The following is a 19,937-nucleotide window of genomic DNA, read 5'->3' as shown; positions in this document are numbered from 1 at the left end:
TGAGCTCAGTGCTCTCTGTGCGAACCCAAAATGCAAAAATAAATTTCGCACAGAGGCCACGGAGGACGCAGAGTTAGGTATTCGCGAATTCTTAGCGACTTTGCGGCTCCGCGTGACCAAAACCTTCGCATCTTTCTCTTACATCTCTGCGTCTCCTAATACTTGACCGGAATGCGGTCGGTAGGAACTCTAACAGAATGGAAGATCAGGAGTCAAAGAAGCCGGGGTTTCCTTTTCATCCTCTGGAAGATTTTGTTCTGGGCGAGGTATTCGGCCGGGCTCTTATAAAATTGGGGCATTCTAAACCGGAAATAGAGAAGGCGATCCATTCACTCTTGCCGGACGGTAAACCCGAGTTCCTATTCACACCAAATGCAAAGAAGCAGATCTTACTACAGAGTATGCCTGTTGAATTAAGGGGCTTTTTGGAATCCGGAAAAGAAAAAGAAGTTATAGAAATTTTCCGCAAAACAATTTCGGAAGAGGGCAGATTAGATTTAGCCCTGGAATTATTAGAATGGATCTTTACAGGTTTTGATAAACAAGAATTAGTCCGCTCTATCTTCTCCTTAGTCTTAAACAATAAAATAGAATTAGGTCCAGAATTTTATCCTACATTAATGGATGAGTATGATAAAGAGATGAGAGGGGACCTGGATAAACTGAAAGAAGAATAAAAAAAGCCGCCTTTTTCCAAGCGGCTTTCTACTTTTAGCATTTAGAAAAAATTAAGCTACATCAGCTAAAGGAGAAGGAACTGTTCCAGGAACTTCCTTTCTTCCTTTTTCAGTCCACACTGCTCTTTGGATAGTAATGATCCCCATAAAATGTAGTACCTTCATTACTTGATAAGTAAGATCCAATTCAAACCAACGGAACGCGAAGTTCGGAGAATTCGGGTGAGCGTGGTGATTGTTTTGGTATAATTCTCCCATGATCAAGAAGTCCACAGGCAATGTGTTTTTGGAATTATCCGGATTTTTTGCATGGTTTCTATAACCATACATATGTCCGCACCAGTTCACTACAGCACCGTGAGTCGGTCCCATTAGATAATGGATCGGTAATAAAGCGTATAACCAAGTTGCTCCTTCCGGAACAAAAGCGATATAGAAGAGAGTGTAAGCTGTTCCGAAGAATAAACGAACAAACCAAGCATCCGCAAAACGATCGAAGGTTGGCATCTCAGGATAATTTCCTTTGAACTCCTTCTCAACTTCAGCTTTACGATTTAGAATATCTTCGTAAACGACTGCAGTGGTCCACATCATATCCAAGAAACCTTTAGAAGCTACTGGAGAGTGAGGATCTTTTTCGGTGTCGCTATACGCGTGGTGTTTTCTGTGAAGGATCGCGTAAGCTCTTGGGTTCAAGAAAGAAGAACCTTGAACCGCGAATGTGAATAGATAGAAGAACTTTTCCCAAAAACGATTGAGTTTGAACATTTGGTGAGCAGAATAACGATGTAAGAAAAACGACTGAACGAAAGCGGCTAAAATCCAATGTGCCGCAAAAAAACTAAGAATGATTGCCATGAAGGGCTCCCTTTTTTTCTAACTGATATGAGCGATTTCGGGAGCCCAGGTTGCAAAAAATGGGAAAGTTGCCCGGATCCGGGCGGCTTTTTTCGGGACAAATTGTCGTAAAAAACCGGATTTCGGCAGGAATTATGTCCTAAGGGCCGATTTTTAGGCCCTTTTTAAAAATACAGATCGAGATCTTCGGCCTGGGTTTTCCAGTTTAAAGATTTATTTTTTTAAATTCGGAATATTCGGTTTTTTGAATGCAGCTCTACTTCTTGTGCCACCTTCTTTTTCCAAAAATTCTGAGATTTCCTTTCTTTCGTATGCAAGTGCCATCGATAGAGGAGTATATCCTTCCGCTTGAGCATTGATCGATGCTTTTCTTTTTACTAGTTCCTTCACTACATTCGGGAGATCGAAAACGATCGCAAGATGGATCGGCCTCCAACCTTGATAATCAGCATTTGGATCCGCTCCATTCGTTAGGGATTGTAATGATTTCTCCTCGTTCTTATCGTAAATGGCAGAGATCAGGATCTTACTCTGTCTTTGTTTTTCTTCTTCCGAGATTTTTGTTTCAGTTTCGGTATTTGAATTTTCCGATTTCAAAACTCCGGAAGAATCTCCTGCAAAAGCGTAATCATAGATCGGTCTGGAAGCAGGAGGTTTTGTATGATAGAATAGAACGGAACCTGAAGAATTTGGATGTGAAATTTTAGTAACTTCTCCCGGATTTGTTTGGCTAAAGTAAACGTCTCCGTAATTCTTATTCGTGAATAATAATGCTAGGATTGTTTGAGCAGTCCAGGGAGCCCAAGTAGCATAATAACCTTTAAAGCCAGTTTCCAAAAAAGGAGAAGAATACATGGAGATCCGCTTTTTAGTTTCTTCGTCCCGGATCACTCCCATATCGTAGGCCATATTCCCGGCGGTAAAGCATGCTCCTAAAAACAGGACGATTGCACCTGGGACCGGTTTTAATCCGGAAGAGATCTGTTCGTTAGAAACGAATTCTTTTCCCAAATAAAAACCACCTACTGATTTTTGATCATAAGGAGGATTGTTCAGATTTGTTCCTACACCATGACCCGCGTATAAAACTATATTCGCATTTCTTGATGCTTCTTGTATGCCTGACCAGGGATTATTAGGAGGATAAAATTCGCTTACGGAAACTCCTCTGTCCTTTAAAACTTTTACGAGGCCTTTTATATTATTAACATATTCCCTGGTTTTCGGTCCGTCATTTCCATCCACTTCCCCTACGATCGCTACCGCTTTAAGCCCGGAACCTGAAACAGTAGGGGAGGGAAGTTCCGCTCTTTTTTTGATCCCCGCAAGAGTTTCTCCGATTGCAGATTTTGGATGGACCGGTTGGGAATATATCTGATCAGATCCGAAAAATATAAGGGTGAATACGATTAGATTTGGTAGGAAAACTCTGGAAATAAATTTCATCCGAAAGATCCTACACGGATTTCTTTCTATGTCAAGAGAGAAGTCCGGTAAATCATTGCCAAAAGTTTATTAGAAGATCCGGACGATGATCAAATTTCCGATCTTGGATCTATCTTTTTCGTTCTTTGATATATACTCTTCTATCATTTCCAGATCTTTTAAACTGGTCATCTCCGAGAACTTATCCTGAGATCCCTCGAAGACTATATATTTGATCTGATATGTTCTTATATTTTCTAAGACTTTCTTTTGAAAAGTTTCATGTTGTGTTTTGAATTTGGAAGAAGGAATACTAAGATCCGTATGATACCATAGCGCTGGGAAATAAGATCTTTTTCCGGAGAGCCCAAGAAACGCAGTCATGTCCCCTAAATAGAGAATATTCTCCGGATTCTTTTTTGCAAATTCAGTAAAACTTTTATAATCGGAATAAGAGACCCGCTTTTCGTATATATCCGGCAATCTCCATTTGAATTCAAAATATCCTAGATCGATCTTTTCCGTCGGCTCTACATACATCATATCGTTTGCCATTCTGGTCTTGTTCACATTCGAATGGAATTCTTTCGTAATCAAAAACGATAAGATAAGAAGTATGAGATAATAAGGGGTCCTTGTAGATTTAGAAAAACTTAAACAAATAAATGCGAAAAAGAAGAAGAATTGAACGAACCCGATCTGGGGTTGATTTTTACTAACCGCAGAATAGAAAACGGCTGAGGAGAAAAATAATAGGGCAAGTAAGATCTGTGAAATACTTTTGATCCTTTCTTCCGAAACTTCGAAACGATCCTTTTTCTTTTTAAGATAGTATAGAATAACTCCGGTTGAGATCAGGAGCAGATAGAAAAGTTTTACAGAATATTTATGAGGATCGAATACAAGGATAAAGTCGAATAAAAATTTAAGCACTACAAATGCGGATTTTATACTTAAACTTCCTGAGCTTTGGTTTTGGGTGATTGCCTGTATTCCTGAAAATCGATCCTGTCCCGTGCCGAATGTGATTTGGAAAAGATAAAAGAATTCTTCTCTCCAATCGATGCCTAAGATCCAATTGATCAAAAAAATGGCTACAGTCAGAATGATTATCGAATAGGCAGAGTATAAGAGGATCCTTTTTAGATCTTTCGACTTTACTCTAATGAGTAGGATCGGAACCCCTAAGGCAAGTATTGTAATAGGGATTTGTTTACTTAAAAAACCTAAAAGGAATGCAGAGAATATTCCAAATATATAAATAAACCGAGGCTCTCTGACGGCTAGGCTTGCCATAAGTAGCATCAAAATGGAGAAGAAGATAGAATGTGTCTCTATGAAAGGAAATCCAACCGGCGGATAAAAAAATAGTACGGAAAGAAAAGATAAGGATCCGGAGAGTAAAATATTTCCTCCTTCTTTTCTGAACCAGATATATGAGATCACTCCAAATAACCCGTTAAAAAAAGAAGAGTGAGCAAAGTATTGGATCCATCCTACTCCGAATAAAAAGAAGATAGCTTGAATTAGGGACGGGGTCGTTCCGGCGGGAGATGAAAAATCTCGAAATGGGATTTGTCCATTCAGGATCTTCCAGCCTCCATCAAAGACTATCGAACCGTCTAGAGGTTGAAAACCGATCAATGCAAAATGAAGATTATAAAAGAAACCGAATATAAAGACAAAGATCGGGATGATAATGTCTGCAGATCTTGGGCTCCAGAGTTCGATGTTAACGTTTAATCTGTGTAGATAGCCGATTAGATTTTCGAACTTGCTGTAGATCTCGGATTTATTCATTCTTTGGTAAATTGATCCTTTCGAAGGAATTTTCAAGTAGGATTCTGTTTAGGCAAATGAAAATGCCAGCAATATAAGAATATCTTACTTATATCTTTTTTGGATCTCGGATTTGGCAAGGCTCTCGATCTCTTCGAAAGATCTTTTTGAACTAAGATCTATCTGTCTTGCGATCTCTAAGCCGAAATTTCCGTATTCCGTTTTGATCCATTTTTCGATCTGGATCTTGATCTCGAATTCTCTTTTTGAATGAGGATTACTCTTTAAAATAAAATCCAATAATTCTCCGATCCCTTTTTTCGTTTTAACGCTAGTGAGAAAGATCGGAGGGATCGCGCCTCCGGGAGAAATATCTCTTAGGAATTCTAAAGTAGTGGAAAGAGTATGATAGCTTGCTCTAGCAAGTGACTCTTCATCACATTTATTTAATATGAATGCATCCGGGACTTCCATGATCCCACTTTTCATGAATTGGATCTGATCTCCGCCTAGGGGGACCATTACTAAGAAGGAAAGATCCGAAAGTTTGGATACTTCTATCTCGTTTTGTCCGATCCCTACTGTTTCCACGAATATAAAATCGAAAAAGAAGCGTAAAAGTCGAATTACATGATATGTATAAGGATTTAATCCTCCCAATTCCAATTGGCTGGGTTGAGATCTGAAGAAGATCCTTTTTTCTCGGACCGGTAAAGAAAGCCTGGTTCGATCTCCTAAAAGAGAACCCCCACTGATATGGCTAGAAGGATCGATTGCAACGACCGCCATCTTTTTATCAGAGGTTTGGCTTAAAAATTGTGTGGAGATCTCTCCTAAAAGAGATGATTTACCTGCACCCGGGGTTCCAGTAAAACCTATTGTTACAGATCTGTCTGATTTAAAGCCAAGACTTTCGATCTCTTGGAATAATACTTTACGAAATTCGAATGAATCCGGTCTTTCCAACTCGCTGATCAGTTTCGCCAGGGGATATTTTTCCCCCTGGGAAGCTTCTAAGATCAGTTCTTTAAGTTCGTTACCTGCGAACCGTACGGTCATACCTTATACGGAAGCTGGGACTTTATTAGAAACGATGTCGATGATACGATCCATCACGTCCATTAAGTCGTAATCTTTCGGAGTAAAGATCGCCTTCACGCCGATCGAATGTAATTTTTCGAAATCAGGCTGAGGGATAATTCCTCCGAACACAACAGGGATATCCGCTTTATAATGTTTTAATTCTGCAAAGATCTGCTCAGCGAGTTCCACATGAGAACCGGAAAGGATAGAAACTCCAATCACATTTGCATTCTCTTCCACAGCGGATTGAACGATTTCTTCCGGAGTGAGGCGAATTCCGGAATAGATCACGTCGAAGCCTGCATGTTTCGCAGAAACTGCGATCATTTCCGCTCCGTTAGAATGACCGTCTAACCCTGGTTTGCCGACTACGATCTTAGGTCTTGCACCGGTAGATTTTTGGAATTTTTCCACCTTAGCTCGAACGCCTACGACTTTGTCGGATTCTAGATTTAATTTTTGTCCTTCTACTCCGGTAGACGGGCGATATTCTCCGAATACTTTTCTAAGAGTGTCTGCCCATTCTCCTGTACTTACTAATGCTTTTGCACATTCTACGGATGCAAACATTAAGTTTTTGCCGTTTCGAGCATCGTCTTCCAATCGAGCTAAACTTTCTGCCGCTCTTTTTGGATCTCTTCTTGCTTTAACATCTGCGAGAACTTTTAAGGTTTGTTCTGCGGATTTAGGATCTACTTTGAAAATCCCTCCATCCGGATCGTTTGTAAGAGGGGAGGGAATTCCTTCCTTCCATTTGTTTTTACCTACGATAATAAGTTCGTCGTTATTGATCTTAGCGAGTCTTTCCGCTTGAGACTTAACGAGCTGAGCTTTCATGTAACCGTTCTCGATCGCTTTGATCGCTCCACCCATCTCTTTGATCTTTTGGATCTCTTTGTTTGCGTTCTCTACTAGATCTTTTACTTTGCTTTCTATAACTCTGGAACCTTCGAATAAGTCCGGATATTCAAGAAGATCCGTTTCGTAAGCAAGGACTTGTTGTAAACGAAGTGACCACTGTTGGTCCCAAGGGCGAGGAAGAGAAAGTGCTTCGTTCCAAGCTGGAAGTTGAAGAGCTCTACATCTTGCATCTCTGCTTAAGGTCACACCTAAAGCTTCGATCAAAATTCTCCAAGCGTTGTTTTCAGGTTGTTCTTCGGTGAGGCCGAGAGAGTTTACTTGAACTCCATAACGGAAGCGGCGATATTTTTCGTTTTTAACTTGGTAGATCCCGACGGTGATCTCTTCCCACATATCGGAGAATGCGCGCATCTTACACATTTCCTCGATAAATCGGATCCCTGCGTTTACGAAGAAGGAGATCCTACCAACGCATTGTTCGAATTCTTCGTGAGTGAAACAGTTTCTTTCTTTTACTGCATCTAAGATTGCCATACCTGTCGCGAGAGCGAAGGCTAATTCCTGAACCGGAGTAGCTCCAGCTTCCTGCAAATGGTAGGAACAAATATTGGACGGATTCCATTTTGGGATCCTTTTCAAACAATATTCGTACATATCCACGATGATCCGGATAGAATGCTCCGGTGGGAAAATATAGGTCCCTCGAGCTAGATATTCTTTGATTATGTCGTTTTGAGTGGTTCCTTGGAGTTTAGAAACATCCTCTCCTCTTTCTTCCGCCAAAGCCACGTATAGCGAAAGTAACCACATGGAAGTACCATTGATGGTCATGGAAGTGTTCATTTCTTCGATAGGGATTTGATCGAAAAGGATCCGGAAGTCCTCGAGAGTATTGATAGGAACTCCTACTTTACCGATTTCCGGTTTTGCGATTGGGTGATCTGAGCTATAACCGCATTGTGTAGGAAGATCAAAGGCGATGGAAAGGCCCGTTTGGCCTTTTGCCAGGTTTTTTCTGAAGAGTTCGTTGGACTCCTTTGCGTTTGTGTGACCTGCGTAAGTTCTGAAAATCCAAGCTGGTTCTTTGCTCGGATTTCCGGCCTTATCATAAAGGATATGGTCTTTTTTTTCCATCTTCTTGCCCTCGGAATATGCCTCTTAGTTTAGTTCAAAATGTGTTGGTATAATTTCACCTAAATTTTTAACGTAGCTCCGAAATCCGTTGGAGAAGAATTCCGCCGCATGGACTTGGAAAGAAACAGAAAAGCAAACCCCGCGCTCATTTTACTTTCTACACTGTTTCTTACCGGACTTTTGACCCTGCTGTATTCCTGGCATGGAGATCCGTCCAACGGAGAAAGTTTCGGGGTTTTGGCCGAATTACGTTCCCTTTCCGAGGACGGAAAATTTTTCTCCTTCCAAGAACCTCTTCCTTTCTTGCTTTTATACGTTTGGAAATCGATCCTAGGATTGAATTATATACCCGCTTATCTTTCTTTCGGAGCTTTTTTCCTGAGCTTAGGGATACATCTTTGCGCGTATGTGATGGAAAGAGAGAGTTGGAAATTAAATCATTATCTCTTCTGCTATTTAGCTGCGATTAATCCGTTTTCGTATTCGGTTCCGCTTCATATGCTTGGAGAATTAGTAAGTTTTTCCTTTTTACTCGTGCTATTTCTTTCCTTCCGAATGGAAACTGTGATAGATCTTCTGATCTTGGTTCTTTTTACAATTCTGGGATTTTTCTCTCATTTTACTTTTTTTACGATCGGATTTACTATATTCGTGATCAAAGCCGGAACAGTAGGGATCAGGGAGAAGAAGAAACAACAATCCGTTTTCTTTAAAAGAAGAAATTTACCGAAACTATTCTTATTCGGGTACTTGTCTTTATTTGTCCTAGCGATCATTCTATTAGGAAATCTTAATTTTTATGGAGCTCATTCCTTTTCTTTCATGGGTGAGTCCGTTTGGAAATACCTTTTAGGTTTTGGCTCTTTCATTTTGATCTTGTTTATAGGGATCTTCTTATTACGTTCCGAAAAAGAACTGAATACGATCGCTGCGTCCATCGGGATATTTGCATTGATCGCGGTTTCCGGATATTTTACTATAAAACCGATTGTTGGATTAGATAAAGTGAAATTAGGAGCTTTGGGAAAAGATCTGGTTTCTCTTAGGGGAAGGGCGATCGTAAATCAGGACGAAAGGATCTACGTTTCACCGGAGACCGCTTCTTATTTATATTTTACTTCTAAACAAAAATTGGATTTTTCCAACCACCAAGAGATCAGGGACAAAGATTATATCCTTTTGTCCGAAGTTTGGGCAGTAGATAGAAAGCTACTTCAAAGAGAGATTAAAACGAAAAATCATATTTATCTATTCTTATCCGGAGAAAGAATATTGATTAACGGATTTCTTTGGAAAAGGATCCAAGCGGATCCTAGCTTAAAAACTCTGAAGACCAGATCTATAGAAGCTAGATCCGAATTGTCCGACCAGAAAGGGTATGACAGTTTAAAAGCATATCTTATTTCCATTCTCGCCTCTTCAAAGGCCCCAGAGGTATGAGAAAAAAGCCGAACGATTCGGACTATATCGCATACGGAGCCAATGGCTTACCATTTGAAACTTCCTACTGGGACGAGATCTACGGTAGCGGGAAGGATGTGGATGCTTCCTTTAATGCTAAGGAACATGCAAAATACATAAAGTCCGTTTTTGATCTAATGCAGTTGCATCCCAGAAGTATCGCGGACTTCGGTTTCGGAAAGGCTCTTTTATTAAAAGAATTCGTGAAGATTTTCCAACCGAATCGTATCTTTGCAGTGGATCCTTCTGAAGATATGATAGACTCGATCGCAAAACAGAAATGGATCCGAGGATATAATCTTTCCTTTCTACATTCTACGATCCAAGACCTCGAACTAAAACATATTCATATGCCCCCGTTTACTCTTGGGATCTGTAATTCGGTGGTCCAGTATATAGAAGATAAACATCTTCCGAAAGTTTTTGAGAAATTGCATAAGATCACGAATTATTTATATTTCACTGTTCCGACCAAGAATGACTATATTCGGATGAAAAAAGAGATCTATTTTACGGATCCTTATGCACACCAAAGATCCAAGAAGGATTACGAAAAATTGATCCGTCCTTATTTCAGAAGGGTGGCATTTAATCTTCTGGAAAGTAGAATTACTAAGGACAGCCCTTTTAGTGACGAGCTGTTTGTGGATGATTAAAAATCTTTAAATAGCAAAAATCCAGTTCTACAACTTCGAAAAAAGATTTTCCTTCTAGTCAAATAATTTCATCATTGTGCTAATATGAAAGTTTTGGCCAATCGTAAATTTTTCTTAGGTTTTTTATTAGTAATCTTATTACTTTCCTCCTTCTGCAAAACGAATTCTAACGTTGGGCGTTTCAAAAATCTTCCAGCTGATATTAGTCCTGACGACCCAACCAGTCTTCAATTTAACGAAGAGCTGGAATCAGATGGTCAATTCCGGAATGTAACTGTTAAGGGAAAAACATATATGGTTGGGACAAGAATCGCGACAAATTTGGATGGAGTGAGATACATTTGTCCGAAATACGGGATGGTGATTCCCTTTATAACTGAATTAAATGATCTTTTTGAAGCGGGTGAGTTTAAAGAGGATCATTATAAACTTAAAAATTCGCAGGTCTGGACTGGTCACAAACCAACTAAAGCGACTGGATATTTCCATTTTATTACTTCGGATGGTGGAATTAGTCAATTGGATACCCCTTTAGCAAGGGTCTATTTCGTATGTGTAAAAGTGGATCCGAAAGATCTCCACATAAACAATAGATTAAAATAATAGGTTTCATTCACCAATGGAAAACAAGAGGAAGAACAGGTCTAAAGTCTTGAGCCTGATCTTCCTTCCTATCATCAAATTCAATCACAAGTAAGAATTCATTTCTAGACAGAAGCGTTACCTCATCCAGTATTTGGACTATTTCTCCCGCTTTGCTAAGTTGTCTTAGATCTTTAGAATAGACCGTGTATTTCGCAATATATTTTAATTTTTTATGATGAATAATAGGTTCATTGATCATACAATCCTGTTGCTTTGATCTTTTCGGCGTTTAATTCTTCCGGATTTGCCACGTACAATAATTCAAGCATCGAGTTATGAAAAAAGAATCTTCTATTTGCCGTTCCTTGGCCCGGGTGTACATTCGAAGAACTTTCGACAAGGCCAAATTGAACTAAAATATCCCCAGTTTCTTTCGGATATTTAATGAAGATATAAAAATGGTCTACTTCCATCCTATAATGCTCAAACTGTACGATTTATTCTAGCTGAGAGAATATAAGAAAAAGTCAATAAAACTACTCCCGCTAGGGAAGTGACGACGCTATAGAAAGTAAGAGACCGGTTCTGAAGTGTGCCTGAATGTTCTATCACAAAAGCGAACAGAGAAAGTATCCCGGAAGCGATAAGTAATAACCTCGACCCTTTGTCTATTCTACTCAGCCAGGAAGACTGAGTTTGGATATCGACCGTAAATCCTATAATATTCAGTAAAGAAATGAACAGAATATAAATATGGTTGGCACGAATCTCCATCCTGGCAGCGAGATCGTTCAAATGTTCCGGACGGAAGATATTTTTCATATACCATCCTGAGATAAGGAATACGATAAACAATAGAATGCCGAAATAAAGATTGAGCTTTCTCATTTGATCCTGGTAGAACAAGTATATACATCTTGGAATGATTGCAAAGTAATTATTGAATTCGAGAATTGCGTAATTCCAATTATAGCCCGATCAGATTTTATAGGGCAATCCGGGAACGAATGTAGATGTCCATTCGTTATATAATATTAAATTAATATTATATATTGTCCCTATTTATGACTGTTGGTTTTATCGGATTTTAGGCCTAGGCGCAATTACGATGTCGTATTACTCAAGTGTTATGGCTGGCGTTTGGGATTTCTATGTCATTGGTGAGTCATGGTTTTGTTTAAAACAAAAAAACGAGTTCTATGTCCCGAAAATGAGAGGATAGGTAAATATTCGAATAGAGTTTTTTCTTTAGCTATTCACTATGTTCCAAACAAACGATTTGGCCTAGTATAACCCGAAAGATGGAATCCTTAAAGGAAAAAGATCCTGATAAATTCGCAAAGGAAGAATTCTATTCCCAAAACTACAGAGTAGCCGTATACTTTTTCGCTATTGTATTTGGGATAACGGTTTGGGGTGCGATCTTAGAATATGTTAGATCCAATTTTCTTCTGCTCAATCTGGATCTGATCTCAGCTGTCGTTTGTATTTTAAGTTTAGGTATTATTAAATATTATTCCGGAGATTTTACTCGGAAGAATATTTTTGTTTTTGGTGGTCTATTTGTTCTTCTTCTCTTGGAAGTGGAGACCCAATTTCACGATAACGAGTTTTATTTTTACGAAAACAATATGTGGATCACAAACCAAGTGATCCTTTTCTTAGTGAGTGCGTTTTTTAACGGAAGGCCTGTTTATTTCACGATCTATTCTTTTTCAATATTAATATTTTATGTTGGACGGATCTTCCCTGAAGGGCTGCATTATTTTTCGGATAGGACCGTTTGGGTGCAAATCAGCAATATGACTGCTCTCCAAATTTTTATTTCCCTATTCAATGCTTGGTGGTACGGATATCGGATCGAATATCTAAAGAAGAACAAGAAGTTGCAGGAAAGATTATATAATGAAAGGGAATCCATTACTAGAGATCTCCATGATTACCTAGGAGCGAAAGTTACGGATCTAAATTTGTTAGTACGTTCTATACAGGGTTATACGAGCGGAGATATGGATTCTTTGGTACGGTTGGAAAAACTTTCGGAAGAAATTTTCAAAGGTATCCGAGAGATTACTGCGAGTATGAGTGATGTTAAGCTGATCTCTGAGGACGTCTGGAGTGGGATCCGTGTTTTATTATTAAGAAGATACGGGAACGCGGGAAGAAGAGTGAAGTTCACTAGAGAAGGGGACGGAGACTTCAGCATTGATGCGGAGAATGCTGAACAGATCCTGGGGATTATCACTGAAATTTGTTCTAACGATCTTAAATACGGTTCTGGAACTTCTCAGTGGACTTTTTCTCCTAAAAAGGACTTTTTAGAAATTTCCATACAGACTCGCAGTAATTTTCAAGAGATGAGAATAGGCTCTAAAGGGAATAAAACGATTCGCTTCAGGACTTCTGCTATACAAGGAGAATGGAAAGAAAATTTGGAAAATCGGAATTTTAACGGTCTGTTGGAAGTGCCACTTCATCAGTTAGGGAGGATCTGATCCTTGAAATTATTTAAAATAGCGATTTTAGAAGACGATCCTGCTTTTGCGAACCATTGCAGAGAAAAATTAAAAAAACTGAATAGAGTAGCAAAGGTGGATGTTTTTTCTTCTGTTGAGGAATTCCCTAAGCAGAACGACTCTTCCTACGATCTGGTTTTTGTGGATCTAGAATTGCCCGGAAAAAGCGGATTAGATTTTATCCAAGAAAGATATTCTATCGATATCAAAACGAATTACGCCGTCTTATCCGCGTTTGAATCGGAAGAGGCCTTATTTAAAGCATTAAAAGCGGGTGCAATCGGATATATTCTGAAAAAGGATTCGGAAGATATCCAAGAAAAAACGGAAATTCTTTTGGAAGGGGGAGGGATCCTTTCTCCCGGTCTTGCGGCAAGAGTGATCCAGTCCTTTCGAAAGCCAAGTAAAAAGGAAACAGAGATACTCTCCAATCGTGAGAAAAAAGTTTTGGATCTGATCGTTGACGGTAAAAGAACGAAAGAGATCGCTGCGTCCTTAGGCACTAAAGAAGGAACAGTTAGAGTCCAGATCAAAAGTATATTTAGAAAATTGCATGTGAATTCCAGATTGGATCTTGTAAGGAGATTTTCATAAGCACTGCTTTATTTCCGATAGGGGTAGCGGAAGGACTCTATACTTCGCAATGGCTTCGTCCAGGTCATAGTCTCGCATCCGAAGCAACCGCTGTTGCTTCTCGATGCTGCGACTGGGGAAAGCTTCCCCCTGCCGAATCTTCAAAATATTATAAAAATATTATTTTACTTTCTCCCACCATGCTTCGGATTCGAAACCTTTTTCTACATCGACCAATTCTCCCGGCTTAGGGGTGAATAATCGGACCCCGTTTTTATTCGCTCCTTCTTTCGTTCTGACAATAGGCTCTTCCCAAGAATGGATGGCAAGATTAAAGGTCGCCCAATGCACTGGAAGCATCGCCTTTCCTTTCAAATCCAGGTGAGCCTGAACTGCACTTTCCGGGTTCATATGGATCCCTTCCCAGGTCCAGTCATAGGCACCAACTTTAATGGATGTAAGATCGAAAGGACCGAGTTTATTTCCAATTTCCGAAAAATGAGGAGAATATCCGGTGTCTCCGCTATGAAAAAATTTATGTTTTGGTCCTACAATACTCCAAGAAGACCAAAGAGTGGATTTTCTATTAAATAGGCCTCTTCCGGAATAATGGACTGCGGGGGTGCAGATAATTTCAATATTCTTAATATTTCCTTTTTCCCACCAATCCAATTCTATGATCTGATTTTCCGGAATTCCCCAGGTCTCCAAATGAGCTCCGATCCCGAGTGGAACGAAATATTTCGTGCCTTTTGACGTCAAAAATTTTGCAGTCTCCATATCCAGATGGTCGTAATGATCATGCGAAATTACTACCGCATCTATATTAGGAAGTTCTGCTAAACTTAATGGGGGTTGAAAAAATCTAGAAGGGCCCAAACTTTCGAACGGAGAAACTTTTTCGGCAAATACCGGATCAGTCATGATCCTGATCCCGTCGATTTCCACTAGAACGGATGCGTGGCCGAACCAGATCGCTCTGATCCCGGTTGCAACCGGATCTGAGAATAGGCTTTTGTCCGGCTTCAGTACAGGGATCGGTGAAGGGGGAACTCTCGTCTCTGATCCAAAAAATTGCCTATTCATTACCGTTCCATAACTAGCGAATAAATTCGGAACGAACGGATCATTTTCGAATAGTCCGTCATGGAACATTTTGGACTTTTTCATTCTTTCCAATCTAGCGCCGCTTGGTGTCCCACCGAAAGAACTAAGGCATGCAGTTTGAAATAAAACAAGAATACTCAGGAGTATAAGGATCGTTATAGTATAGATAGTGAAATTGGAGCGACGCTTTATGTACATGATAACTCCGAAAGGTAGGAGGTCCTACTGGATCCTATTTTTTCATAATAGGAAGTCAAAAAATCCTAGAACGAGTTTTTCTCTAAGTGGTTTGACAAACTTTTATCCGAGATCATGTATTTACCTTCCATAAGATCTACTTGGAGAAGGATTAATTTGATATGCAAACTTATTTAGAAACCCCTACTGGATCGTTTGAGAATTTACAGGGTTATAATTTTTCTCCTCATTTTATTTCCATAGGTGAATTCAAAATGCATTATGTAGATGAAGGCCCTAAGGATGCAAAGGAAGTTGTTCTTCTTTTACATGGAGAACCTAGTTGGTCTTATTTATATAGAAAGATGATCCTTCCTCTTTCAGAAAAAGATTATAGAGTGATTGCCCCCGATCTGATCGGTTTTGGGAAATCGGATAAGCCTACCGATCCCACATTATACACTTACAAGAATCATGTGAATTGGCTGAAAGATTTTATTCTAAGTTTAGATTTGCAAAGGATCACCTTGTTTTGCCAGGACTGGGGCGGTTTACTCGGACTTAGAGCGGTATATGAATTGGACCCTAGATTTATTAGAGTTTGTGCTTCTAATACATTTTTACCTACGGGAGATATTCCGCCTAAGGAAGAATTTTTGAAATGGCTCCATTTCTCTCAAGAAGTGAGTAAATTACCGGTAGGTAAGATTATACAGAATGGATGTGTAACTAAACTAAGTCCTGAAGTGATCAAGGCATATGATTCTCCTTTTCCGGATGAGTCTTATAAAGCCGGTGCAAGGAAATTTCCGACATTAGTTCCGATCACTCCCGATAATCCTGAATCAGAAAATAACCGAAAGGCATGGGAATATTATAAAAGTTTTAAGAAACCATTTATTACTATGTTTAGCGACTCGGATCCAATCACGAAAGGAGGAGATATTTTTTTCAGAAGAATGGTGCCGGGTGCAAAAGGGCAGAAGCATACTATCATAGAGGGCGCCGGGCATTTTTTACAAGAAGAGAAGGGAGAACTTCTCGCGGAACTTCTTTCTCAATTTATTAAAGACAATCCGGTTTAAACTTTCTGTTGAATAGACTTCGCATATTCTGAGACTTTTTGGAAGAAATTCGGATCTTCCAAAAATTGTTTAAAAAGATCGAATTCTTTTCTTAAATTTTCATATAGATTTCCTTGGAAAAAATTATTCGAGATCTCTTTTTCCGCGGAGATTAATTTCGGATCCCACTGGGACATTTTTTCCAATACTTTCAGTCCTTTTTGAATGGGGTCTCCTTCTGTCACGACCTCGTCTATAATTCCTAGTTCTAATGCCTCCGCCGAGCGAATAGGATCTCCTAGTAATGTGATAGATAGAGCCTTAGTTGGACCTACTTTTCTTGCTAAGGTAGTGATTAAAGGTGGTCCTCCAAAACGGATCTCCGGTCGAAAGAGAAATGTTTTTTTCTCAGCTAAAATGTAATCTCCACAAAGTGCCAGATCGAAACCTCCTGCGGAACAAAAACCTTTTAGCACGCATACGATTGGTTTTGGATAAGAATAAATCGCATAATGATATTCTAAAATACGATGTTTGAAGGATTCTAATTTGGTTTCGATCACTTCTTCTAGATCGTAGCCGCTACAGAAATTTTTCCCGTTTGCTCCTAAAAGTAACCCTTTCACATTCGGGTCTTTTTTGGACTCAGAAAAGACGGATTCTAATTCGTCTCGGATCCTCACATTCAAAGCATTATGTGCCTCTGGCCGATTTAAAAGAACGATTAATAGATCGTTTCGATTTTCAATGCTTAGATGTTTGTATTCCATTTGGCAAAGAGGATAGGGGAGATCCTATAAACTGTAAATAGATTTAGGCTCAGTTGGAATAAAATCTGTAACCTTTTTTCATTTGGAAAGAAAACTATTTAAAATAGAAATTCTTTAGGGTTGTTAGGGGTTTATATGATTTCTTATCTGAGATTTTTCGCTTTAATTTTTGCAGCATTGACATTGGGGATGAGGTTCGCTCATCTGATGGAAGCCGGACCAAAATTACATTGGTCTCCTGAACTTTATTTTCAGGTACAAACAAGTCTGTATAAATATTTCGGGATCGTAGGGCCGTTTTTACAAATAGGATCTATTCTTCTGATCTCTATTTTAGCATTCCAACTAAAAGGAACAAGATCCTTTCGTTATGCGATCTTAAGCGGGCTTTCTTTTATTTTTTCTTTGGGAGTTTGGTTTTTATTCGTTGCTCCTGCTGCCAAACAGATCCAAGCCTGGACAGCTTCCCAAACGATCCCGGAAAATTGGATTGGCTTAAGAGCTGCTTGGCAATTCGGTCAACTAGGAGCATTTAGTTTCGACTTCTTGGCGTTTTGTTTATTGGTATTCTCTGTTCTGATCGTAAAAGATATTCAGAAATCTTAATCAAAAGAAAAACTTGCTCCAAGTAGTATCGCTGGGATATCCGATTTTAAGGAATGTTTGAATTCTGAAATTCGGATATCATCCTTGGAGAATACAGCATGATTAAAGTTCCAATCGGCTGAGCCGTTATTATACACTCTTACAGGAAGATAATATAAGAGAGTAAAATCGAATTTCCATTTTCCAACACTATAACCGAATCCTCCGGACACTAGATCTTGTACCATGATCCCCGCTTGGAGTGCATTTGTTCCCTCCGATCTCAATACCCCTGAATTATGCCTTGCCCCGAGCCGGTAAGTCCAATCGTTTACGATCCATTCTCCTCCAATCCCTAAGGCCCAAGAATCATGATAACTTAAATTTTGAGGGATTACATTTGTTTGTCCTAATGCAGTCGGGAAGATAGGAGTTTCTAAGGTTTGTTTATAAGTAGAAGTGTAGGAAGAATAATTATAATATAATGCGTCCACCCCGATCTTAAAGGTTTCTGTTCCATAAGAAAAACCTAAAGCATGTCTTTCGGGTATTCCGAAAGTTGCAGAAACTCCCGTTCTACTCGGATACGCCCCCACTTGCATGGAACCATCCAATGGGATTTTTGCAGAAGTTTGGTAGGAGTAAGCGGCCTTGATCGTGTCTGTGATTTGATACGTAGTTCCGAAAATCCCACCGAGTGAGTACGCATTTCTACTGCGATAATCGAAACCTTGTCCTGGGATCTCTATCGTGCCTGTTATATCATAATATTTTTGATGAGCTATCTGTCTAGAGTAGATCCCTTCCACCCCGAGCGCGATCGATAGCCCTCCGATCTTATAAGAGAGAGCATGAGTGGATTTGACTAGATAAAAAGTAGAAGAGTATCCTTCGTGGATCCTTTTAGAATCCCCGATCGGTCCTGGAAGTTTTAAACCTGACCAATCGTTCAAACTTTGACCGTTAGGCGTAATCCTTGTGATCCCGGAAACTTCTCCATTTCCACCGCCTGGAATATAGATCCCACCTCCATACGTCCATTTTTCATTTAACGGGATCCGGATCGCAAAATAGGGAAGAGGGGCGAGCACGTTATAGGATTCCGAATTTTCGTAATATAGATTGGGGTCCGAATCTAAAAATCGGTCTTTGTATACTGTGCGAATGTACGGGAAGGAGACTCCGAACTCCAACTCCTTTTGTTTTTTTACGCTTAGATTTGCCGGATTCGTCCCAATATCCATTGGAGAACCGCCAATCGCCAGATTAACTCCACCCATTCCGCCATATCTCGCATTATGAGAGGGTTGAAAGAGTCCTACAGCTTCTAATTTAGGAGTTAGGAAAGAAATTGCAGTAACGAAAAGTAGAGAAAATTTTTTCCTGAATCGATAGAGCATGCTTCAAGTAATTCGGTACTGTTTTTTTTACAAGTGCTTTCTTTTTAAAATTCGTAATATAAAACTGGCGAATTCCAGGGACGAGGTTGAGTTTTAAGGATGAATTCCAACGAGTTACGCGCATTGCGGAAAGAAACCGATCCACTTGCGGATGAAATTGTCACAAAATATTTTACCGAGTCGGCTTTTGATAGAGGTAAAACTCTTCTCTTCTTTGATGCACTTTCCAGAAACTCAGATCCTATTCCTGCAGGATTGCCTGATTATTTAGAAAGATATTTTTATGAGACGGAATCTCTTCCTAGCTGGGCAGATCCGAACAAGATCGCAAAGGGAGAACAACTCTTTACAGTCTATGGTCCCCAGATACTCATGATGCTTTGTGTAAAGTCTCTTCCTATGGCGTATTCCTGTGGGGATGGGGCCCAGGTATTGTATAAGACTGGAAGATTGATCGAGCAGAACGGAGTGATCGACGGTGTAAATCGAAGATTGATGGAAACCACTCAATTCGTAATTTCAGTCGCTCAAAAGGACGGATTAGGGCCTCAGGGAAAAGGGATCCGTACCGCTCAAAAAGTACGACTCATGCATGCTTCTATTCGTTATTTTCTAGGGAAAGGAAAAGATTGGGATCCTGCTTGGGGACAACCGATCAATCAAGAAGATATGGCAGGAACTCTGCAATCCTTCTCCAGTTTAGTAATAGAAGGCCTTGGCCAATCTTCTCTTAAACTTACTCCGGAAGAAAAAGATGCATACATTCATTTATGGAGAGTAGCTGGGCATTTTATCGGAGTAAAACCTGAACTATGTCCGGAAGGATATGATGCTGCTCATGCAATGGGAGAATCTATCTTTAACGATCAGCAAAAACCTTCCGACGCGGGGCATGAACTTGCAAAATCTTTGTTGGACTTTATGGAATATATGCTTCCCGGAAATTTATTCGATCATCTTCCTTTGTTCTTCTTACAAACTTATATGGGACAAAAGACAAGCGAAGTCTTAGGCATCGGCTGGCCTCCTAAAAATCCTTTAGGTTATTTTATAGAAAAAATATTTACCGACTTTGACGGTCATATGGATGACGACGGGGGTTTCGGAAAGTTAGTCGCTTATTTTGCTTCCAAACTCCTTTTTTCTATGGATCATTTCTATTACGGCGGAAAAAAAGCAAGATTCTGGATCCCGCCTTCGTTAAGAGAGAATTGGAGACTATAAAG

Annotated in this window: 20 protein-coding genes; 9 read left to right on the top strand and 11 right to left on the bottom strand. The window is 39.7% G+C overall.

Going from position 1 to position 19,937, the window contains the following annotated elements; genetic code table 11:
- Nucleotides 1-197 precede the first annotated feature (197 nt).
- Nucleotides 198-677, top strand: coding sequence for a hypothetical protein (locus EHQ64_RS17690; protein WP_135651121.1), 480 nt, complete (start codon nt 198-200; stop codon nt 675-677).
- Between the two features lie 51 nt (nt 678-728).
- On the opposite strand, the gene EHQ64_RS17685 is transcribed toward EHQ64_RS17690, so the two are convergent.
- The 5 genes from EHQ64_RS17685 to EHQ64_RS17665 all read right to left on the bottom strand — a co-directional run bounded on the left by EHQ64_RS17685 (nt 729) and on the right by EHQ64_RS17665 (nt 7,817).
- Nucleotides 729-1,535, bottom strand: a complete 807-nt coding sequence (locus tag EHQ64_RS17685) for an acyl-CoA desaturase (RefSeq protein ID WP_135651120.1) — start codon at nt 1,533-1,535, stop codon at nt 729-731.
- Between the two features lie 213 nt (nt 1,536-1,748).
- The gene (locus EHQ64_RS17680) at nt 1,749-2,981 is read right to left on the bottom strand and encodes an ankyrin repeat domain-containing protein (RefSeq protein ID WP_135651119.1); all 1,233 of its coding nucleotides are present in this window, start codon (nt 2,979-2,981) and stop codon (nt 1,749-1,751) included.
- Between the two features lie 69 nt (nt 2,982-3,050).
- Nucleotides 3,051-4,760: a hypothetical protein gene (locus EHQ64_RS17675; protein ID WP_135651118.1), complete on the bottom strand. Its 1,710-nt coding sequence runs from the start codon at nt 4,758-4,760 to the stop codon at nt 3,051-3,053.
- Nucleotides 4,761-4,844: 84 nt separating this feature from the next.
- The gene (locus EHQ64_RS17670; protein WP_135651117.1) at nt 4,845-5,798 is read right to left on the bottom strand and encodes a P-loop NTPase family protein; all 954 of its coding nucleotides are present in this window, start codon (nt 5,796-5,798) and stop codon (nt 4,845-4,847) included.
- A gap of 3 nt (nt 5,799-5,801) precedes the next feature.
- A complete protein-coding gene (locus EHQ64_RS17665) occupies nt 5,802-7,817 on the bottom strand; it encodes a protein meaA (protein WP_135651116.1) in 2,016 nt (671 codons plus the stop codon).
- Between the two features lie 108 nt (nt 7,818-7,925).
- Here EHQ64_RS17665 and EHQ64_RS17660 point away from each other — a divergent pair, with 108 nt between their 5' ends.
- The 3 genes from EHQ64_RS17660 (at nt 7,926) to EHQ64_RS17650 (ending at nt 10,537) form a co-directional block, all read left to right on the top strand.
- Nucleotides 7,926-9,257 (top strand): hypothetical protein, encoded by a 1,332-nt coding sequence (locus EHQ64_RS17660; RefSeq protein ID WP_135651115.1) that lies wholly within the window; start codon nt 7,926-7,928, stop codon nt 9,255-9,257.
- Nucleotides 9,254-9,934 carry a class I SAM-dependent methyltransferase gene (locus tag EHQ64_RS17655; protein ID WP_135651114.1) on the top strand — a complete coding sequence of 227 codons (681 nt, stop codon included), beginning with the start codon at nt 9,254-9,256 and terminating at the stop codon, nt 9,932-9,934. Before EHQ64_RS17660 ends, EHQ64_RS17655 begins: the two co-directional genes overlap by 4 nt.
- Nucleotides 9,935-10,018: 84 nt before the next feature.
- On the top strand, nt 10,019-10,537 hold the full coding sequence (locus tag EHQ64_RS17650) for a hypothetical protein (RefSeq protein ID WP_135651113.1): 519 nt from the start codon (nt 10,019-10,021) through the stop codon (nt 10,535-10,537).
- 10 nt (nt 10,538-10,547) lie between these two features.
- On the opposite strand, the gene EHQ64_RS17645 is transcribed toward EHQ64_RS17650, so the two are convergent.
- Genes EHQ64_RS17645 through EHQ64_RS17635 form a run of 3 tightly spaced genes read right to left on the bottom strand, consistent with a single transcriptional unit; the run spans nt 10,548 to nt 11,341 of the window.
- On the bottom strand, nt 10,548-10,778 hold the full coding sequence (locus tag EHQ64_RS17645) for a hypothetical protein (RefSeq protein ID WP_135651112.1): 231 nt from the start codon (nt 10,776-10,778) through the stop codon (nt 10,548-10,550).
- Nucleotides 10,768-10,992: a VOC family protein gene (locus tag EHQ64_RS17640; RefSeq protein WP_135651111.1), complete on the bottom strand. Its 225-nt coding sequence runs from the start codon at nt 10,990-10,992 to the stop codon at nt 10,768-10,770. The genes EHQ64_RS17645 and EHQ64_RS17640 overlap by 11 nt, the downstream gene beginning before the upstream one ends.
- A gap of 10 nt (nt 10,993-11,002) precedes the next feature.
- Nucleotides 11,003-11,341: a hypothetical protein gene (locus EHQ64_RS17635; RefSeq protein ID WP_246048829.1), complete on the bottom strand. Its 339-nt coding sequence runs from the start codon at nt 11,339-11,341 to the stop codon at nt 11,003-11,005.
- 479 nt (nt 11,342-11,820) lie between these two features.
- Between EHQ64_RS17635 and EHQ64_RS17630 the strand changes: the two genes are divergently transcribed.
- Together EHQ64_RS17630 and EHQ64_RS17625 are read left to right on the top strand one after the other, a co-directional pair.
- Entirely contained in the window at nt 11,821-13,014 is a 1,194-nt protein-coding gene (locus tag EHQ64_RS17630) for a sensor histidine kinase (RefSeq protein ID WP_135651109.1), read from the top strand.
- Between the two features lie 3 nt (nt 13,015-13,017).
- Nucleotides 13,018-13,629 carry a LuxR C-terminal-related transcriptional regulator gene (locus tag EHQ64_RS17625; RefSeq protein ID WP_135651108.1) on the top strand — a complete coding sequence of 204 codons (612 nt, stop codon included), beginning with the start codon at nt 13,018-13,020 and terminating at the stop codon, nt 13,627-13,629.
- A 159-nt stretch (nt 13,630-13,788) separates the two neighbouring features.
- On the opposite strand, the gene EHQ64_RS17620 is transcribed toward EHQ64_RS17625, so the two are convergent.
- Nucleotides 13,789-14,913, bottom strand: a complete 1,125-nt coding sequence (locus tag EHQ64_RS17620; protein WP_135651107.1) for an MBL fold metallo-hydrolase — start codon at nt 14,911-14,913, stop codon at nt 13,789-13,791.
- A 161-nt stretch (nt 14,914-15,074) separates the two neighbouring features.
- On the opposite strand from EHQ64_RS17620, the gene EHQ64_RS17615 reads away from it, so the two are divergent.
- A complete protein-coding gene (locus EHQ64_RS17615; RefSeq protein ID WP_135651106.1) occupies nt 15,075-15,977 on the top strand; it encodes a haloalkane dehalogenase in 903 nt (300 codons plus the stop codon).
- Here EHQ64_RS17615 and EHQ64_RS17610 read toward each other — a convergent pair.
- On the bottom strand, nt 15,974-16,726 hold the full coding sequence (locus tag EHQ64_RS17610) for an enoyl-CoA hydratase/isomerase family protein (protein WP_135651105.1): 753 nt from the start codon (nt 16,724-16,726) through the stop codon (nt 15,974-15,976). The two genes, EHQ64_RS17615 and EHQ64_RS17610, sit on opposite strands and share 4 nt — an antisense overlap.
- A 135-nt stretch (nt 16,727-16,861) precedes the next feature.
- Here EHQ64_RS17610 and EHQ64_RS17605 point away from each other — a divergent pair, with 135 nt between their 5' ends.
- A complete protein-coding gene (locus EHQ64_RS17605) occupies nt 16,862-17,332 on the top strand; it encodes a hypothetical protein (protein WP_135651104.1) in 471 nt (156 codons plus the stop codon).
- Here EHQ64_RS17605 and EHQ64_RS17600 read toward each other — a convergent pair.
- Nucleotides 17,329-18,711, bottom strand: a complete 1,383-nt coding sequence (locus tag EHQ64_RS17600) for an OmpP1/FadL family transporter (protein ID WP_135651103.1) — start codon at nt 18,709-18,711, stop codon at nt 17,329-17,331. The two genes, EHQ64_RS17605 and EHQ64_RS17600, sit on opposite strands and share 4 nt — an antisense overlap.
- A gap of 99 nt (nt 18,712-18,810) precedes the next feature.
- On the opposite strand from EHQ64_RS17600, the gene EHQ64_RS17595 reads away from it, so the two are divergent.
- Complete coding sequence (locus EHQ64_RS17595) at nt 18,811-19,935, top strand: oxygenase MpaB family protein (protein ID WP_135651102.1); 1,125 nt, start codon at nt 18,811-18,813, stop codon at nt 19,933-19,935.
- The last annotated feature ends 2 nt before the right edge of the window (nt 19,936-19,937 follow it).

This window comes from Leptospira sarikeiensis (assembly GCF_004769615.1).
Lineage (GTDB): Bacteria > Spirochaetota > Leptospiria > Leptospirales > Leptospiraceae > Leptospira_B > Leptospira_B sarikeiensis.
Note: the sequence above shows the minus strand (reverse complement) of the source record. Positions and strands in the feature narration are given on the sequence as shown.

Excerpts from the sequence above, each read along its gene's own strand:
- EHQ64_RS17615 (WP_135651106.1), top strand. The coding sequence starts at position 15,075 with ATGCAAACTTATTTAGAAACCCCTACTGGATCGTTTGAGAATTTACAG.
- EHQ64_RS17605 (WP_135651104.1), top strand. The coding sequence starts at position 16,862 with ATGATTTCTTATCTGAGATTTTTCGCTTTAATTTTTGCAGCATTGACA.
- EHQ64_RS17645 (WP_135651112.1), bottom strand. The coding sequence starts at position 10,778 with ATGATCAATGAACCTATTATTCATCATAAAAAATTAAAATATATTGCG.
- EHQ64_RS17635 (WP_246048829.1), bottom strand. The coding sequence starts at position 11,341 with ATGAAAAATATCTTCCGTCCGGAACATTTGAACGATCTCGCTGCCAGG.
- EHQ64_RS17640 (WP_135651111.1), bottom strand. The coding sequence starts at position 10,992 with ATGGAAGTAGACCATTTTTATATCTTCATTAAATATCCGAAAGAAACT.
- EHQ64_RS17655 (WP_135651114.1), top strand. The coding sequence starts at position 9,254 with ATGAGAAAAAAGCCGAACGATTCGGACTATATCGCATACGGAGCCAAT.
- EHQ64_RS17595 (WP_135651102.1), top strand. The coding sequence starts at position 18,811 with ATGAATTCCAACGAGTTACGCGCATTGCGGAAAGAAACCGATCCACTT.
- EHQ64_RS17600 (WP_135651103.1), bottom strand. The coding sequence starts at position 18,711 with ATGCTCTATCGATTCAGGAAAAAATTTTCTCTACTTTTCGTTACTGCA.
- EHQ64_RS17620 (WP_135651107.1), bottom strand. The coding sequence starts at position 14,913 with ATGTACATAAAGCGTCGCTCCAATTTCACTATCTATACTATAACGATC.
- EHQ64_RS17690 (WP_135651121.1), top strand. The coding sequence starts at position 198 with ATGGAAGATCAGGAGTCAAAGAAGCCGGGGTTTCCTTTTCATCCTCTG.
- EHQ64_RS17680 (WP_135651119.1), bottom strand. The coding sequence starts at position 2,981 with ATGAAATTTATTTCCAGAGTTTTCCTACCAAATCTAATCGTATTCACC.
- EHQ64_RS17660 (WP_135651115.1), top strand. The coding sequence starts at position 7,926 with ATGGACTTGGAAAGAAACAGAAAAGCAAACCCCGCGCTCATTTTACTT.
- EHQ64_RS17650 (WP_135651113.1), top strand. The coding sequence starts at position 10,019 with ATGAAAGTTTTGGCCAATCGTAAATTTTTCTTAGGTTTTTTATTAGTA.
- EHQ64_RS17610 (WP_135651105.1), bottom strand. The coding sequence starts at position 16,726 with ATGGAATACAAACATCTAAGCATTGAAAATCGAAACGATCTATTAATC.
- EHQ64_RS17675 (WP_135651118.1), bottom strand. The coding sequence starts at position 4,760 with ATGAATAAATCCGAGATCTACAGCAAGTTCGAAAATCTAATCGGCTAT.
- EHQ64_RS17665 (WP_135651116.1), bottom strand. The coding sequence starts at position 7,817 with ATGGAAAAAAAAGACCATATCCTTTATGATAAGGCCGGAAATCCGAGC.
- EHQ64_RS17630 (WP_135651109.1), top strand. The coding sequence starts at position 11,821 with ATGGAATCCTTAAAGGAAAAAGATCCTGATAAATTCGCAAAGGAAGAA.
- EHQ64_RS17670 (WP_135651117.1), bottom strand. The coding sequence starts at position 5,798 with ATGACCGTACGGTTCGCAGGTAACGAACTTAAAGAACTGATCTTAGAA.
- EHQ64_RS17685 (WP_135651120.1), bottom strand. The coding sequence starts at position 1,535 with ATGGCAATCATTCTTAGTTTTTTTGCGGCACATTGGATTTTAGCCGCT.